This is a genomic window from Actinomadura violacea (genome assembly GCF_017573465.1).
GTDB lineage: Bacteria > Actinomycetota > Actinomycetes > Streptosporangiales > Streptosporangiaceae > Spirillospora > Spirillospora violacea.
Genome location: NZ_JAGEPF010000013.1, coordinates 88,072 through 103,603 on the forward strand (window position 1 = coordinate 88,072; position 15,532 = coordinate 103,603).

Annotated in this window: 11 protein-coding genes and 1 pseudogene; 4 read left to right on the forward strand and 8 right to left on the reverse strand. The window is 75.2% G+C overall.

Annotation, left to right across the window (positions count from 1 at the left end; genetic code table 11):
• Positions 1-91 precede the first annotated feature (91 nt).
• On the forward strand, positions 92-580 hold the full coding sequence (locus J4709_RS21610) for an Lrp/AsnC family transcriptional regulator (protein WP_208243524.1): 489 nt from the start codon (positions 92-94) through the stop codon (positions 578-580).
• A gap of 93 nt (positions 581-673) precedes the next feature.
• Here J4709_RS21610 and J4709_RS53460 read toward each other — a convergent pair.
• Positions 674-1,504, reverse strand: a pseudogene (locus J4709_RS53460) (aminoglycoside phosphotransferase family protein); the annotation flags it as partial.
• Between the two features lie 160 nt (positions 1,505-1,664).
• Between J4709_RS53460 and J4709_RS21615 the strand changes: the two are divergent.
• Positions 1,665-2,393, forward strand: coding sequence for a hypothetical protein (locus J4709_RS21615; protein WP_208243526.1), 729 nt, complete (start codon positions 1,665-1,667; stop codon positions 2,391-2,393).
• A 28-nt stretch (positions 2,394-2,421) separates the two neighbouring features.
• Here the strand turns inward: J4709_RS21615 and J4709_RS21620 are convergent, their stop codons facing one another.
• From J4709_RS21620 to J4709_RS21640, 5 genes are all read right to left on the reverse strand, one after another.
• Positions 2,422-2,649, reverse strand: coding sequence for a hypothetical protein (locus J4709_RS21620; RefSeq protein WP_208243529.1), 228 nt, complete (start codon positions 2,647-2,649; stop codon positions 2,422-2,424).
• The gene (locus J4709_RS21625) at positions 2,646-3,233 is read right to left on the reverse strand and encodes a hypothetical protein (RefSeq protein ID WP_208243531.1); all 588 of its coding nucleotides are present in this window, start codon (positions 3,231-3,233) and stop codon (positions 2,646-2,648) included. The genes J4709_RS21620 and J4709_RS21625 overlap by 4 nt, the downstream gene beginning before the upstream one ends.
• Before the next feature lie 101 nt (positions 3,234-3,334).
• Positions 3,335-4,762, reverse strand: a complete 1,428-nt coding sequence (locus tag J4709_RS21630; protein WP_232383877.1) for a purple acid phosphatase family protein — start codon at positions 4,760-4,762, stop codon at positions 3,335-3,337.
• Between the two features lie 89 nt (positions 4,763-4,851).
• Positions 4,852-5,562 carry a type 1 glutamine amidotransferase gene (locus J4709_RS21635; RefSeq protein WP_208243536.1) on the reverse strand — a complete coding sequence of 237 codons (711 nt, stop codon included), beginning with the start codon at positions 5,560-5,562 and terminating at the stop codon, positions 4,852-4,854.
• Positions 5,552-6,802 (reverse strand): MurT ligase domain-containing protein, encoded by a 1,251-nt coding sequence (locus tag J4709_RS21640; protein ID WP_208243537.1) that lies wholly within the window; start codon positions 6,800-6,802, stop codon positions 5,552-5,554. The genes J4709_RS21635 and J4709_RS21640 overlap by 11 nt, the downstream gene beginning before the upstream one ends.
• 416 nt (positions 6,803-7,218) lie before the next feature.
• Between J4709_RS21640 and J4709_RS54810 the strand changes: the two genes are divergently transcribed.
• Positions 7,219-8,919 (forward strand): hypothetical protein, encoded by a 1,701-nt coding sequence (locus J4709_RS54810; RefSeq protein WP_208243539.1) that lies wholly within the window; start codon positions 7,219-7,221, stop codon positions 8,917-8,919.
• A gap of 143 nt (positions 8,920-9,062) precedes the next feature.
• Positions 9,063-10,193, forward strand: a complete 1,131-nt coding sequence (locus J4709_RS21650) for a flagellin family protein (protein WP_208243541.1) — start codon at positions 9,063-9,065, stop codon at positions 10,191-10,193.
• Between the two features lie 30 nt (positions 10,194-10,223).
• Here the strand turns inward: J4709_RS21650 and J4709_RS21655 are convergent, their stop codons facing one another.
• Together J4709_RS21655 and J4709_RS21660 are read right to left on the reverse strand one after the other, a co-directional pair.
• Positions 10,224-13,313 (reverse strand): ATP-binding protein, encoded by a 3,090-nt coding sequence (locus tag J4709_RS21655; protein ID WP_307801413.1) that lies wholly within the window; start codon positions 13,311-13,313, stop codon positions 10,224-10,226.
• Between the two features lie 123 nt (positions 13,314-13,436).
• Entirely contained in the window at positions 13,437-15,527 is a 2,091-nt protein-coding gene (locus J4709_RS21660) for a hypothetical protein (protein WP_208243543.1), read from the reverse strand.
• Positions 15,528-15,532: the final 5 nt, after the last annotated feature.

Below are 15,532 nucleotides of genomic sequence, written 5' to 3' on the forward strand. Positions count from 1 at the left end.
CCGAAATGCGCGGCACGCGATGGCACGTTCTGGCCTGTACGGCCTTGCGAACGCAACGCTGTGCCGAAACTGGTCGATTAACCTGCGTTCCATGCCGCAACAGGGTTACGACCGCATCGATCGCGCCATCCTCGACCGCCTCCAGCAGCACGGCCGCACCGCCAACGTCGACCTCGCCGAGGACGTCCGCCTCTCCCCCTCCTCCTGCCTGCGCCGCACCAAGGCGCTGGAGGACGACGGCGTCATCGCGGGATACCGCGCCGAACTCGACCGCGGCCGGCTCGGCCTCGGCCTCACCGTCTTCATCGCCCTGAAGGTCGACCAGCACTCACGCGAGACGTCCCGGACGATCGAGGCCGCGCTCACCGCCATCCCGGCCGTCGTCGCCTGCTACGTCGTCTCCGGCGAGGCCGACTTCCTCGTCGAGGTGGCCGTGCCCGACCTCGCCGCCTACGAGCAGGTGCTCCTCGACGAGATCCTCGCCATCGGCCCCGTCCGCGACGCGCGCAGCACCTTCGCCATCCGCACCGTCCTCAGCCGCGGCCCGCTGCCCCTGGCCGGCTGGCCGCCCCAACGGTGACCCGGCCGCGAGCAGCTCCGCGAGACGCTCCGCCACACCGATGATCCGCTCCAGCTCCGGCCCGCCCCGGGCCACCCGGAACCCGTGCCTGCGCGCCCAGAACACACCCCGGACGGCGTGCAGCACGGCCCACCGCCGCACCCGTTCCCGGTCCAGCTCCGCCGCCTCCGCGAACACGTCCATCGCCCGGTTGACGGCCTTGTCCAGGTCGCCGGCCTGCATAAACGCCGGGACCCGCGCCTTCAGCAACGCGCCGGCGTCGAAGGCGGGATCCCCGACGCAGCCCTTCGGATCCACGGCCAACCACGGCTCGCGATCGCCGCGCAGGATGTTCCCGGGATGCAGGTCGCCGTGGACGAGCATGTCCGGCTGAACCCGCCCGAGCTCCCGCACCGTCGCCACCGCCGCGTCCAGCACACCCCGGCCCAGCCTGTGCGGCAGGTTCCGCGCGTCCTCCGCCAGCTGCTCCTCCCACGCGTCCGCCCGGTCCCGCAGCCGCGGCAGGCCCGGCGGCGCCGGGACGGCCAGCCGCCGCGCGACCCGTCCGGCGATCCGCATCACCTCGTCGTCGTCCTCGACCGCCCGCAACGACGTCCAGGCCCGCTCCAGCAGCATCGCGAACCGGCCGTCGTCCCGCTCATGCAGCAGCACCGCCCCGCGCCCGCCCCACGCCGCGAACGCGTCCGGCTCATGGACGTTGCCCGGATGCGGGAACGACACCTTCAGCACGGCCGCCTCCCCGCCCGGCCGCCGCACCGGCACGATGACCCCGACGCCGCCGTGCATGACCTCGCCGTCCGGCGCACATCCCCAGCGCGCGAGCAGCGCGTCCACGATCGCGGGCAGCTCGGCCAGCCACGCCGCGCCCGCCTCCCCTTCGCGCTCCACCGTCTGCCGCGCGAACACGTCCGGTACAACGATCACGCGCGCACGCTACGCGCCCCCGCAGCTCCGGCGCCATGCGAACGCCCGCCCTCGCCGTGCCCTGCGCGTCCCGAACGGCGCGACGCTGAGGCACCCCATGGACGGCCAGGTCCGCGCGCCGGTGCATCATTGGTGCGCACGCCCCCGAGGAGGAAGTCCCATGTCAGAGGTGCCGCAGGTCCGGCTGAGGACGTACCGGCTCGCCCGCGGGGCGTACCTGCGCGGCACCGGCGGCGAGCTGGCGCTCCGGCTGCCCGCGTACTTCGGCCGGCGCCCCTGGCGGGTGCCGATGTCCGAGGTCGGCGTCGTCGACCTGACCTCGCCGCGGACGGCCCTCCAGAAGGCCGGGGACGTCCACGCCGAACCGGTCGTCGCCCCCTACCTGTCCACGACCGGCCCGCTCACCCGTCCGACGACGCTGCTGCTCTTCACCACCCCGCAGCGCGTCCCGCCGCTGCGGCTGCTCGCCGCGATCGCGCCGAACTCGCCGCTGCCGTTCGGGTACCGCGCGTCCCGGTCCGCGGAGGGCGGGCGGCTCGACGGGGTGCTCCTGCGGGCCGCCGATCCGGGGGACGCCGCCGACCGGCTCGTCGCGGCGGGCGCCCAGCGGGTCGACGACCCGGCCCTGTGGCTCCGGGAGCACCGCAAGCGGGTGACGGACCCGGTGCGGGCGGACGCGATCGCCTTGTCCGAGAAACGCGCGCGCGCCACCGGGACGGCGGCCGCTGCGCTGTTGATCCTGACGCTGGTCACCGTGCAGTGGGCGTCCGACCACGACGGCCCGAACTGGTTGTGGCTGATCGCCGCCATCGCCGGGACCACCACGGCCGCGCTGACCCTGTTGGCCACCCGTGCCCAGCGGCGGGCCCGGAAGGCCGGTTCCACCTGAGTCACCGCGGCCGGCACCGGGCGCCCGGTCATCCGGGTTCGTACGGGCCGCCGCCTTCGGTGTTGCGCGCCACGTAGAACAGCAGCGCGACCACGCCGACGGCTCCGAACGCGATCAGCGGGGAGATCCGGAACAGTCCGGCCACGATCAGGGCGACGGAGGCGAGCAGGCCCAGCACGCCCGCCACGACCACGATGACCACGAGCCGGCGAAGCAGCCATCCCAGCGCCTCGTCGATCCGCCGCAGCCACGTCACCGCGGCTCGACTCCCTCGTACTTGCTGCACCCGCACGGGGTGCCGCTCTCGGTCTGGATGATGCTGTCCTCCCAGCCGATGGTGGTCTGGGTCGTGTAGGGCGGCCCCTCCACCCAGCAGCTTCCCTGCCCGTTCCCGTGGGACGTCCAGTTGTGACCGCAGCGGCGGCAACTGTAGGAAGTCGCGCTGTGCCAGTCGATCGACGTCCCACCGGGCCGGCTGATCACCGGGCGGGCGCCTTCCCAGGACGCCGGGCCGAACGGCTCGTCCGTCAGCGCCCTGGACGGCCCCGACGCCACCGGCCTGGACGGCCCCGAGGTCATCGGCCCGGACGGCGCTTTCCGTTTCGACGGACGGTCGGTGTCCAGCAGGAGGCTGACCGCCATCGGCAGGACGACCAGAACGCCGAAAGCCGCCAGCACATAAGGCCAGTACGGGATCAGCGCGTGGACGATTCCGGCGATGACCAGCACCACGCAGGCCAGCAATGCGAGAAGCACCGCGACGCCCGCGACAACGGCGACGCCGATCACCGCCCTGCCGGACGCCTCGTCCATCCGGCTCGTCCAACCGCGTTTCCGCACGGGATCCCCCGAGAACGTCGCCAGCAGGGCCAGCGTACGTGCGGGCGGACCATTCCGGGAGGCGCGTCACCGAACGTTCACGCAGCCGCCACGATCCCGGGTCAGCCGAGCCCGGACAGGTCGCGGGCGACGACGGAATTGCGGTCGGACACCCGGTTCCCGAGCGACAGCTGCGGCCAGAGCCCGGACAGTTCCTGCCGGCTCCGCTCGCTCCACGCCCGCGCCTCCGGGCTGCGCGTCTTGTAGAAGTTCAGCGCGTACCCGCCGCTGTGGACGCGCAGCAGCGTGAAGCCGCCGGGATACTCCTTGACGGCGCCGACCTCCTGCTGGACGACCCTGGGCGCGAGCGGGAACACCGACCGCTGGTTCCGGTGCGTATGGCCCGCGTGGTGCAGGAAGACGCCGGGAGTGCGGGCGTAGGCGCCGAGAATGCCCAGCGATTGGCCGGCGTCGAGGGAATGGGCGCCGGTGACCGACAGCGGGTCGTTCTCGGTGAAGAGCGGGTGGTGCCCGAAGACGAGCGTGGGGCGGTCCGGGTCCTTCTTGAGTTCGGCCTCGAACCAGGACCGCTGTTCGGCGGACAGGCCGCCGGAGTCGCCGCCGTCGCCCGGCTTGTCATAGGTGTCGAGGCCGATGACGCGAAGGCCGCGCAGCTCGCGGGCGAAATGGCTGGGACCGGACGGGAAGAAGGCGTCCTGGAAGCAGTCGTTGCCCTGGTACCGGCCGACCGTACAGGTCGAATACGCGGCGCCTTCGTGGGCGCGGTCGTGGTTGCCGCGGGTGACGAGATAGTCCCGCGTATAGGTGCCGAACGTGTCGAGAATGCCTTTCGCGTTCCGCAGGTCGGCCGGGGCGGCCTCGCTGGAGACGTCCCCGGCGGCGAGGAGGTGCTCGGCGCCGCGGGCGCGGGCGTCCGCGATCAGCGCCCTCGCCATGATCTCCGGGTACGGCGGGTGCCCCGGCACCTGCGAGATCCCCTTGATCCACGGAAGCTGCCCGATGAGCCCGGCGACCGTCTCACCGAGATGCAGGTCGTTGCAGAGCGCGATGGAGAACAGATGCCTGCCGGGCGGCGGCTGCGGCGTGGTGAACGCGAACACGTCCCCCTGCGGGGCGCCCGCGGCCTGGCCGCCCGCGAGCCCGGTCGCGGCGGCGGCGAGCCCATTGGACCGCGCCTTGTAGTAATAGGTGCGGCCCGGCTCCAGACCAGTGAGCTCGACGTAGTGGTACGGCGTGCCGGACGGTCCGTGCGCCGTCCGGGTGAGGCGGGACGGGTGCGTCCCGAAGAGCACCTCGGCGTCGGCGGGCGCGGGCCGCATGCGCCCCAGCCCGTCGTCCGTGCCGGGCACGCCGGTGTACCAGGTGAGGACGGCGGACGTCTCGGTCAGCGTCACCAGTTCGAGGTTCACCGGACGGGCGGCGCCGGCGGCGCGCGCGGAGGGCGGGTCGAGGGCGGGCAGCAGCCCCGCCCCCGCCACGACGGCGCTCCAGCGCAGCAGGTCGCGGCGGCTCGGACGGCAGCAGATCATGATCGCCACGGTGGCAGCCGGCCGGGGGCGCCGCCAGCCCCCTGACCGAACGTTCACCGGATCGCCGCCGACCAAAGTCGGCGGCTGGGTCAGCCGAGGACGGCGGCGAGGCGCTCCTCGCGGAGGCGGCCCGCCCAGGAGTCGTCGATCGGCTGCAGCTCGGCGCCCACCGCCCAGCGCAGCAGCAGGTCGGCCAGGCCCGGGTTGCGGACGAGCGCCGGGCCGTGCATGTAGGTGCCGAGGACGTGGCCCGCGTAGGCGCCCTCGAAGCCGTCGCCGTTGCCGATGCCGTGCAGGACCTTCGCGAACGGCCGGGCGTTCGGGCCGAGCCGCGTGGCGCCCTGGTGGTTCTCGAAGCCGGTGATGCGCGGCACGTTCAGCTCCGCCGCGACGTCCCCCGCGATCTCGCCGACCGCGCGCTGCTCGCCGCGCCCGGACCGGATGTCGAGCAGGCCGAGGCCGCGGACCGGCTGGCCCTCCTCGCCGCCGAACTCGTGGCCGAGGATCTGGTAGCCGGCGCACACCCCGAACACCACCGCGCCGGACTGCACGGCGCGGGCGAGGCCGCCGTCGCCGAGCAGCCGCTGCGCGGCGAGGATCTGCGGCCGGTCCTCGCCGCCGCCGAGCAGGTAGATGTCGCCGTCGGCGGGGACGGGCTCGTCCGAGCGCAGGGTGATGGTCTCGGTGGGGATGCCGCGCAGCGCCGCCCGCCGCTCCAGGACGATCGTGTTGCCCTGGTCGCCGTAGGTGCTGAGCAGGTCCGGGTAGATCCAGACGATCTTGATGCGGTCAGACGACACGGCCGTACCTCGTTCGGATGCTCTGGAAGGCGGTGTAGTTGGCGATCACGTCCAGGTGCCCGGGCGGCACCGCCATGACGGCCTGGTCGAAGTCGTCCACCATGGTGAACCGCACGTCGGCGGCCTCCAGCCGGGCGGCGAGGTCGACGCGGCGCTCGCCGGCGACCCACACGGGGCGGCCGCGCAGGATGCGGTAGTCGACGTCCCACAGCCAGGACGTGTCGCGGCCGTCGGGGCCCTGCGCGTTGATCGACAGGGCGACGGGGCCCGGCGCGGGCTGCAGCACGTCGAACGCCTCCAGCCAGCCGGCCGGGTTCTTCGACAGCAGCAGCCGCAGCGTGCGGCCCTCGTGCTCGACGGTGGTGTAGCGGCCGGCGACCGACCTGACCTGCGCCAGCAGCGGCAGGGCCTGCTCGGGCGGGACGCCGAACTGCGCGACGACCGCGAGCGCGACCAGCGCGTTCGACCGGTTGGCGCGGCCCGGCAGGGACAGCTGGTCCAGCGAGAACGCGCGGCCGTCCGGGCCGGTGATCTGGTCGCCGCGCAGCGCCCAGTCGGGGCGGGGGCGGCGGAAGTGGCACTGCCGGCACGCCCAGTCGCTGTCCTCGTCGGTGTCCTGCCGGTCGAGGGGGCCGCCGCACTCGGGGCAGCACCAGGAGTCCTCGCGCCAGTGCTGGCCCGCGGCGACCCAGGTGACGCTCTTGGCCGACGACGCGCCCCAGGTGACCAGCGGGTCGTCGCAGTTGGCGATGACGTGGCTGTTCGGCGACGCCTCCAGCGCGCGCCGCCACTTGCCGGCCAGCTGCCAGATCTCGCCGGCGCGGTCCATCTGGTCGCGGCTGAGGTTCATCAGCGCGACGAGGTTCGCGCCGGTCTCCTTCAGCACCATCGGGACGTACTTCTCGTCGCACTCCAGCACGCCGTAGCGGGCGGTGGGCGCGGAGGCGAGCGCGGACACGTGCCCGGTGGGCATGTTCGCGCCGAACGCGTTGGTGGCGACCTCGCCCAGCGGGGTCATCGCCGAGGTGATCAGCCGGGTCGTCGTCGTCTTGCCGTTGGTGGCGCTGACGAGGACGAGCTTGCGGTCCTTGGCGAGGCGGGTGAGCAGCTCGGGGTCGAGGCGCAGGCCGACCCGCCCGCCGATCACCGAACCGTCCCCGCGGCCCGCCATCCGGGACATCTTGGCGGCCGTACGACCGAGCGCGACGGCCAGCTGCGAACGCAGCGGAAGATCGCTCATGGACTCCGTCTTCTCTGGATGCGCCTGTCTCGTTCAGCTACGCGGTCTTGTTCTCGGGTGCGCCCTGAACCGCTCCGAGCCTAGCCGCTGCGCGCACCGCTCGCGGCGCGGCGGCCCCGTCGCCGCGGCCGGTCTGCGCGGTTCTCCGGCGGCGCGCCGCCGGCCGTCCTAAGATGTGAGCGGTCTCACAGGGTTCCCGGTAAACCACCGGCGGCAATCTTGACCCGTACGGAGATGTCGTGATTCGGTGCGACCCCGTCAGCGGTGAGTCCAGATTCCCATCCACGCGCCCTCGAACGACATCACCCACTACTTTTGTCGGGAGCCCTGCCGGTTTGCGGGGAAGGGGCTGCCCGCCCGAGCCGGCGGGCCGGAATGCGCAGCGTGGCAAGCGGCGACAAGGCGAGGTCAGAGCGATGCAGTGTCCGACGTGCGGTTCTCACACGCCCGGGACGCTCGGCAAGTGTTCGAACTGCGACGCGCCCATCGACGTGTACTCGGTCGGGCCGCTGCCGGCGCCGGTGCAGGACGGCCCGGCCGCCGCGCTCGGCGAGAAGGCCATGGGTGAGAGGACCGTGATGGTGCCGCCGCCGACGCCGGCGTGGGCGCCCGCCAGCGCGCCGCCCGGCGACCCCGAGTCCACCGCGACGTGGACGTTCGACCCGGACGCGGAGGGCTACACGCCCACCGGCGGCCTCCCCTCGCTGCCCGGCGCGAACGCGGCGGGGAACGCGGCGGGGCAGGCAGTGGGGAACTCGAACGGGAGCGGTGCCGGCGCGCCGCCGCCGCCCGCGTGGGCGGGCGAGCAGCCGAACGGCAACGGGCAGGCACCCGCGTACGGCCAGGCGAACGGGCAGTCGAACGGGCACGCGCCGGTGAACGGCAACGGGCAGGCGCCGGTGAACGGCCAGGGGACCGGGCAGCAGCCCGCCCTCGGCGCCGCGCCCGCCGCGCCGGCGCTGCCGCCCGCCGGCGGCTTCGGGGGCGGGTCGCTCGCCCCGGACGCGCCGCCGCCGCCCGTCGAGTCGATCGTCCCGGAGTCGTGGTTCGCCCAGCCGCGCAAGCCCGACCCGCAGGACGCCGGGGACGCCACGCAGGTCTACGGGTCCCCGCAGCCGCAGCAGCCCGCCGCCCAGGGATGGGGCGCGCCGCTGCCGGCCGCGGGCGCGCCGCCGCAGGGCGACCCGGCGATGATGGACGCGGACGCGACGCAGCTCGCGCCCGGCGGGCCGATGGGCGCCGCGCCGCTCGACGGCCGCACCCGGATGGACTTCGGCGCGGGCGGCGGGTTCGACCAGACCCGGATGGATCCGGGCGGTACGTCCGTCATGGGCGCTCCCCCGATGGGTCCCGGCGGCCCGGGCGGGCCGGGCGGGTTCGGCGGATACGGGGACCCGCAGGGCCAGGGCATGCCGATGGGCGGCCCGATGGGACCGATGGGCCAGATGAACCCGATGGGCCCCGGCGGCCCCGGTTACCCGCAGGGGCCGGGGCGCTCCGGCGGCGGGACGAGCAAGCCGCTGCTGATCGGCGTCGCCGCCCTCGTCGTCGTCGCGCTCGCCGCGGTCGCGTTCGTCGTGTGGCCGTCCGGCGGGAAGGACGACGACGCGTCGCCGAAGGCGGGCAAGTCGTCCAGCAAGCCGGTGTCGCAGAACGAGCGGATCAGCAGCGCGGAGAAGCAGCAGGCCCAGGCCATGAGCGCGGTGCTGGACGCGAGCGTCGACGCGCGCCGCGTCCTCGCCGGCGCGCTCAGCCGGGCGGGCCGCTGCAAGGACATGCCGGTCGCGGTGCAGGGGTTCCAGAACGCCGTCCAGCGGCGGCAGAACCAGCTGAACCGGACCCGCGGCCTCAAGGTCGGCCAGCTGACGAAGGGCGAGCAGCTGCGGTCCTCGCTGGCGCAGGCGCTGCAGGCGTCGCTGCAGGTCGACCAGCTCCTGCTGCACTGGGCGCAGAGCCAGGCGCACTGCCACGGCAAGCCGAAGCCGAACGCGGCGCACGTGCCGGGGCGCGCTCAGGGCGAGCGGCGCGCGACGCTGGCCAAGCAGCGGTTCGTCGCGCTGTGGAACCCGGTGGCGCGCAAGACCGGCCAGCCGGTGCGCAACTGGGGACGTGTGTAGCCGCCCGCGGCCGCACATCTCCCCGCTACGCGCGGGAGTGACCGTCCGATCACAACCGGGTTGCGACCGGCGGAGGGCGCGTCCGTTCGCGGGGACGGCGCAGTATCTTGTCCCCGATGCACCTCACGGGGTAAGGGGCGGTTATGCGGTGTCCGGGCTGCGGTAGCGACACCAATCCGGCGCTCCCCCGTTGCACGCGCTGCAACGCGCCGCTGCACCCGTCCCCGCCGGACGGCCCCGGCCACACGATCTCCGCGGGCGACGAGACGTCGCGCGACCCGTCGGAGTTCGGTGCGGCCACCGAGCGCGACGCGTCCGCCAGGGACGGATCCGACAGGGACGACGAGGCGACGCGCGACTACGGCGTCCCGCCCGCGCCGCCCGTCCCGCCCGCGTCCGGGAACCCGTTCGGCAAGCCCGGCGGCGGCGTGCCGCCGAACGTTCCCGGGCCCGCGCCCGGCGGGTTCGGCGGCGGCTACGGCGAGCCGCTGCCGCCACCGTGGACGCCCGTCCCGGACGCGCCGGAGCACGGGCAGTGGCAGCCCGGTTCGGACCGCACCAGCCCGATGCCGCCGTCCGGGGAGCTGTCGACGCCGCTGGGCCCCGAGCCGTGGGCCGAGCAGACGACGCGGCTAGGGCCGGAGCCGTGGGCCGAGCCCGCGATCTGGCAGCCGCCCGCGCCGGCGAAGAAGAACACCGCGCTGTACTTCCTCGTCGCGGCAGGCGTGGTGCTCCTCGTCGTCGTCGCGCTCGGGATCGTGTTCTGGCCGAGCGGCTCGGGCAAGCAGGCCGGGTCCGCCGCCGGGCCCGCGTCCTCGTCGTCGGGACAGCCCGTCACGACCGACGACGAGAGCCCGACCGGCTCGCCCTCGCCGTCCGGCGACATGAAGGCGCAGGCCGGCGTGATCGACGGCCTGCTGGACGACATGGCGCAGACCCGTTCCGAGCTCGGCACCGTCGTCGCCGACGGCTGCACCACCGACGGGCTGCAGCGCATCCACGACGAGCGGCAGGCACAGCTGGACAAGGCCAACGGCCTGGACGTCGGCGCGCTCGACAACGGCGCCGCGATGAAGGACGCGCTGGTCCGGGCGCTGCGGGCGTCGGTCGAGTCGAACCAGCGCTACCTGGACGTCGCGCCCGGCTGCCCGTCCGACGACGAGGTGGCCGGCGTGAACCAGCAGGCGTCGGACGCCAAGAACGAGTTCATCGGCCTCTGGACGCCCATCGCCTCCCAGGCCGGCCTCCCGGCCCGCGACGGCGACAACATCTGACGCGATCCCGGCCCGGCGCCGGGGAGATCCTCAGGCGCCGGTGCCCGGGCCGGGTTCGGGGTCGGGGTCGCGGGACAGGAACGGCAGGCCGGAGGACGGGTCGGCGAACGGCTCGACGAACCGTTCCGGCCAGCTCAGCACGGGTTCCAGCCAGTCCTCGACGCGCATCGTCCGGGCTGCGTCCTCGATCTGCTCGTCCTCGGGGAGGCCGATCGCGACGACGGCGAGGTCGGCGTAGAAGGCGGCGTGGCCGTCGTCGCCTTCGAGGGCGGTGAGGGCGAGCGGGCGGTTGCGGTCCAGTTCCATGGACAGCGGGTGGCGGCGGAGCGCGCGCAGCCGGTGGCCGAGCTTCGGCTGCGGCGGCTGCTTGAGGCCGGGCAGCTGGTAGTCGAGCGGTGGGGCGGGCGCGTGCTTGTCGGGGGCGCCCGCGCCGTAGGGGAACAGCCGGTCGAGCTCGTGCAGCCAGCGGACCTGCGGGATCACCCAGTTCGGGCCGGGCGCCGCGCCTGCCGTGCCGCCGCCGAGGAGCCGCTGCGCGGCGCCGGCGGCGGTGGCGGTCAGCTCGGCCGGCGGGTAGCCGGTCCGCAACGCCCATGACCGGCAGGTCACGGCGCGTTCCAGGACGGTCGCGAGCGCGCACTCGCGCAGCCGCGGCGTCAGCCGCGACCAGGCCCGCGCCAGCTCCGGCGGGACGGCGGGCACCGGACGGTTCACCACGTGCGCGAGGACGAGGGTGTCCGCCCACAGCCGCAGCCACGCCCAGTCCGGGTTGCCCGCGACGAGGTCGGCCTCGCGCAGCTCGTAGAGGGTGCAGGCGCGGCCCGACCGGCACTCGCAGCCGCACGCCGCCGACCGGCGGCCGTCCACGGGAGGCGGCGGGCCGGGCAGCTCGGCCTCGCGGCCCTCGCCCAGCGGGACGCGGACGCGCAGCGGCCGGTCCATCCCGTCGGCGAACACCGCCGCGACGCCCGGACGCAGCGACACCACCTCGCGGGACTGGTCGGCGTCCAGGTTCATCGCCGCGCCGACCTGGTGCCGGTCGTCGTGCGCGGGCAGCCGGTGCACCACCTTCAGCGCCGTGTTCTTGATCACGTCGGGGACGAGCTTGGTCGGGATCTGCTCGGCGACGATGATGCCCTCGCCGTACGCGCGGATCTCCGCGAGCATCCCGGCGAACAGCTCGACGGCGTGCGAGCTGCCGCGCTCGGGCCCGCGGTTGCGCAGCAGCCGGTGCGCCTCCTCGATCACGATGACGTGCCGCAGCGCCGGGCCGTCGGAGCGGTCGCGGCGCCGCTCGCGCATCCGCAGGTGCTCGACGATCCGGATGATCAGCGTGCCCATCAGGAACGCCTTGTCCTCGTCGTTGGCGACGTCCTCGATGGCCAGGACGATGTTGTCGCGCAGCATCCCGCCGATGTCGGCGGGATGGCCGCCCTCGAAGAACCGCCCGGCCGAGCCGATCCGCAGCGAGCGGAGCCGGACGTCCACGAAGCCCTGCACGTCGGCCATCAGCTCGCGCCCGTACCCGACGTCCTGGATCACCTGGAGCGCCGCGTTCTGCAACTGCTCAAGCGTCGGGACGGCCGGTTCGATCAGCGAGCCGGGAACGCCCGCGCCGGTCACCACGTCCCAGCCGTTGGTCTCGTAGACGCGCTGCAGCGCCTGCGCCATGATCTGCGGGAACGGCTCCTCGGCGTCGAACGCGGCCTGGAACAGCGCGCGGACCATGTCGATGTGCGCCTGCACCGGGTAGCCGGGCTCGGGCGCGAGCGGGTTCACCGACAGCGGCACCGACCCCGGGTCGGACGGGTTCACGACCGTGACGGGGCCGCCGAGGTCCTCGATGCGGCCCGCCATCGCCGCGTACTCCGACTTCGCCGGCTCGATCGCCAGCCACGGCACGCCCGCGCGGGTCAGCTGCTCCAGCAGGTGCCGGACGGTCTGCGACTTGCCCGCGCCCGTCGCGCCCGTCACGAACACGTGCCGGTTGATCGTCGAGCGCGGGACGGTGAACGTGCCGACCTGCCGGTCCTGGCCGTCGAGGATCGCGCCCAGCTCGATCCGCGCCTCCGGGCGTGCGGGCGCCTGGTCGTCGGTCTCCGACGTCACGTCGAAGTACCCGGCGTCCAGGACGCGCAGGCCCGGCACCTCGCGGCGCGGCAGCCCGGCGAGCGCCGCGAGCGCGCCCGCCGTCGCGACGAACGGGAACCGCTGCTCGGGCTCGGCCGCCGCGCGCACCGGCGCCGGCTCCGCGCCCGGCCGCAGCATCTCCTCGAACGTGCCGCTGCCGTGCCCGGACCGCAGCCGGTACGGGTGGTGCCCGAGCTCCATCGACCCGACGAGGACCGGCGCGATCTGCCCCAGCTCCGCCTGCGTCGCCGCGCCCGCGACGACCCGGACCTGCCAGAGCCCCGCCTCCCGGAACGCGTCCAGCTCGGCGAGCCGCCGGTCGGCGCGGGCGACGGCGAGCCGGGCCTGCTCGTCCTCGCCGCGCCGCAGCATCCGCAGCTCGTGGTGCAGCTCGCGCATCTCGGTGTCGATCAGCCGCTCGTCGCACGGCTCGGCGACCACGAACCAGCCGAACGGCCGCTCCATCAGCGTGACGAGCGTCGCCTCGAACAGGCCGGGCCCCGCCCTGCCGCCCTCCGGCGAGGCCGGGCCGGTCTGCGGGGCGAGCCGTCCGGGGCAGCGCGTCCACGCCATCCGGGCCGCCTGCCGCAGCCAGCCGTCGCCGATCCGGACGCCGCGGGCGCCGCTCGGGAACAGCAGGCCCTGCGCCTCCCCCTCAGCGCCGGGCGCGCCGATCGGGCCCGCGTTGGTGATCAGCTCCAGCGGTGCGCCGCCGCCCGCCGACAGCCATCCGACGACGAACGGCCTACCGCGGCGCGCTGCCGACAGCGCGGCGGGCAGCACGCTGACGAAGTCCCACTCGGCGGACGCGCCGCGCTGGGGCGCCGGGACCGCCTGGATCCGGTACCAGGGCCCCGGCAGCGCCACCGGCTCGCCGCCCCACCCGTCGCCGCCGCTCCCGCCCATCCGCGGCGGCGGGCCGGGCGGGACGCCCGCCCCCCGTCCGTACGGGGGCATACCGGGCGGCATGGAACCAGGGGGGAACGTCACGCGCCCATCCTTCCCCGCGCCCCCGAACCGCGCCACCGCCCCGCCGCCCCCGTTGAGTTGCGGCGTGTCGTCCTTATGGCGGCGGGTTTAAGGCCGACACGCCGCAAGTCGACGAAGGGCGGGTCAGGCCGGCGGGTCGGCCTTGTGGCGGCCGTTGGGCTTCAGGGGCGGGACGATCCGGGGACTGCGGGGCGCGGCGCCGCGCGGCAGCGCGTGCCGGGCCCGCGGGGCGGCCGGGGACGCGGCGGGCGGCGCGTCCGGCGGCGTCTCCGGCGGCGTCTCCGGCTCGGCGTCCGCCGGCCCGCCCGGGTCGCCGTCCGGCTCCCCTTCGCCGGCCGCCTCGTCGCCGGCGGCGCGTTCGAGGGCCTCCTGCTCGCGCAGGTACTCCTCGAACTCCATCGAGTGCGCGGTCGGCAGCGTGATGATGCCGGGGTTGGCGTCGACCAGCATGATGCGGCGGCCCGCCGTCCCGGAATGGGTGAACACCATCGCGGTCGGCGGCAGCTCCTGGAGCTGCGGCGGCTCGACGAGCAGCTCCCGGAACCGCTGCTTCGCGGCGCCCCCGGCGGTGACCGTCCGGCCCCACGCGGTCGCCGAGCTGATCCCCTCGACCAGCACCGAGTCGTCGGCGGCGGGCGCGGGCAGCGGCGACCAGACCGGGTCGGTGAGGCCGTCGCCGCGCGGCCGGGCGTAGGCGACGGTGCTGGCGTAGCTCTCCCCCGCCACGTCGAACAGCGTCTCGCCCGCCGAGTCGGTGATCTCCGCGACGAGCAGCGGCTGGTCGGTGCCGATGTGCTCGGCGGCGACGCGGGCGTCCTCGGGGTTGCCGAGCCGCATGAACCCGACGGCGGCGTGCCCGCGCCGGCCGAGCCGCTCCCGGACGTGCCGCGGGATCGACCGGTACAGCAGGACGAGCCCGGTCCCGGTCGCCTCGCAGGCGTCGATGAGCCGGTCCAGGACGTCGCCGCGCAGCTTCTCCGCGCCGCACAGGAACAGCGTGTGGTCCCAGCGCCCGCCCGGCGGCGACTCGCGGATCCGGTGCGTCAGCGCGGTCGTCACGTAGGTGCCGAGGACGCGGTTGGTGAGGACGCCGGCGCGGCGGTCCATCGACACGACGTGCAGCCGCGAGGGCGGCAGCCCGACCGGCTCCGTCGCGAGCTTCTCCAGCTTGCGCAGCTGCGCCTCCAGCGCCCACGCGCGGCGCACCACGATCCGGTCGGTGGCGTCCCGGCCGAACAGCGTCGCGACCCGCTCCAGCTGCTCGTCGGTGAGCAGCCCCTTGCGCAGGTCGTCGCGCGGGTCGCCGACCTGGGCGAGGACGCGCAGCGCCGCGGTGATCCGCGGGATCGTCGCGTCCGGGCCGAGCACCTCGATGAGCCGCTCCAGGATCGCGTTGTCGAACGACAGGTCGCGGGTGCCGCCCTCCTCCTCGCCGGCGCTGACCACCAGCGACAGCACGTCGGCGAGCGCCTCCGGGCTCAGCCCGCGCGACATGTCCAGGCGCGGCAGGTCGGCGGGCAGCACCCAGACGAGCGGGTCGTCGCCGCGGTCGGAGGCCAGCCGCAGCAGGTCGTGCGCGACCGCGCCCTCCGACAGGTCGATGACGGTCAGCCGGGCGCCGACCGCGAGCCGCGCCGCGCCCATCGTGGTGACGGCGGCGGACCAGCCGGCGAGCGTCCCGCCGACCACGTCCACCCGGTCGACGCCGGGCGGGACCGCGACCGGGTACCACTCGCGCTGGCTCTCGTACGCGCGGTGCCGCCGCTCCCATTCGCGGCGCGCGTCGTCGTAGGCGCGCTGCGCCGCGTCCCGCTCCCGGGCGCGGCGGGCCTGCTCGCGCTCGGTGCGCTCCCGCTCGCCGGCGAGCCGCTCCCGGACGGCCCGCTCGTCGCGCCACAGCGCGCCGCCGGTGATGGCGAGGACGACCGCGCAGGCCAGCAGCGCCACGCCCGCGAACGCCCACGGCAGCATGCCCGCGATGCCGCAGGCCAGGAACAGGGCGACGCCGGCGAGGGTGCCACCGGTGGCGAGTCGCAGCGGATGCGCCGCCAGGTGCTCGCCGGGCCGGCGCGCGGGCGGCCCGGCAGGCGGCCGCTCGGCCGGCTCGGGCACGCCGGGCGGCGGGCCCGGGTCCGGGTGCAGCTGCGCGTAGCGCCAGCCCACGTAGACGCGGTCGGCCTGTGTGAGCCGCGCCATCGCGGACCCGCTCGCCATGTCCG

Excerpts from the sequence above, each read along its gene's own strand:
- J4709_RS21615 (WP_208243526.1), top strand. The coding sequence starts at position 1,665 with ATGTCAGAGGTGCCGCAGGTCCGGCTGAGGACGTACCGGCTCGCCCGC.
- J4709_RS21660 (WP_208243543.1), bottom strand. The coding sequence starts at position 15,527 with ATGGCGAGCGGGTCCGCGATGGCGCGGCTCACACAGGCCGACCGCGTC.
- J4709_RS21640 (WP_208243537.1), bottom strand. The coding sequence starts at position 6,802 with ATGAGCGATCTTCCGCTGCGTTCGCAGCTGGCCGTCGCGCTCGGTCGT.
- J4709_RS21650 (WP_208243541.1), top strand. The coding sequence starts at position 9,063 with ATGCGGTGTCCGGGCTGCGGTAGCGACACCAATCCGGCGCTCCCCCGT.
- J4709_RS54810 (WP_208243539.1), top strand. The coding sequence starts at position 7,219 with ATGCAGTGTCCGACGTGCGGTTCTCACACGCCCGGGACGCTCGGCAAG.
- J4709_RS21610 (WP_208243524.1), top strand. The coding sequence starts at position 92 with ATGCCGCAACAGGGTTACGACCGCATCGATCGCGCCATCCTCGACCGC.
- J4709_RS21630 (WP_232383877.1), bottom strand. The coding sequence starts at position 4,762 with ATGATCTGCTGCCGTCCGAGCCGCCGCGACCTGCTGCGCTGGAGCGCC.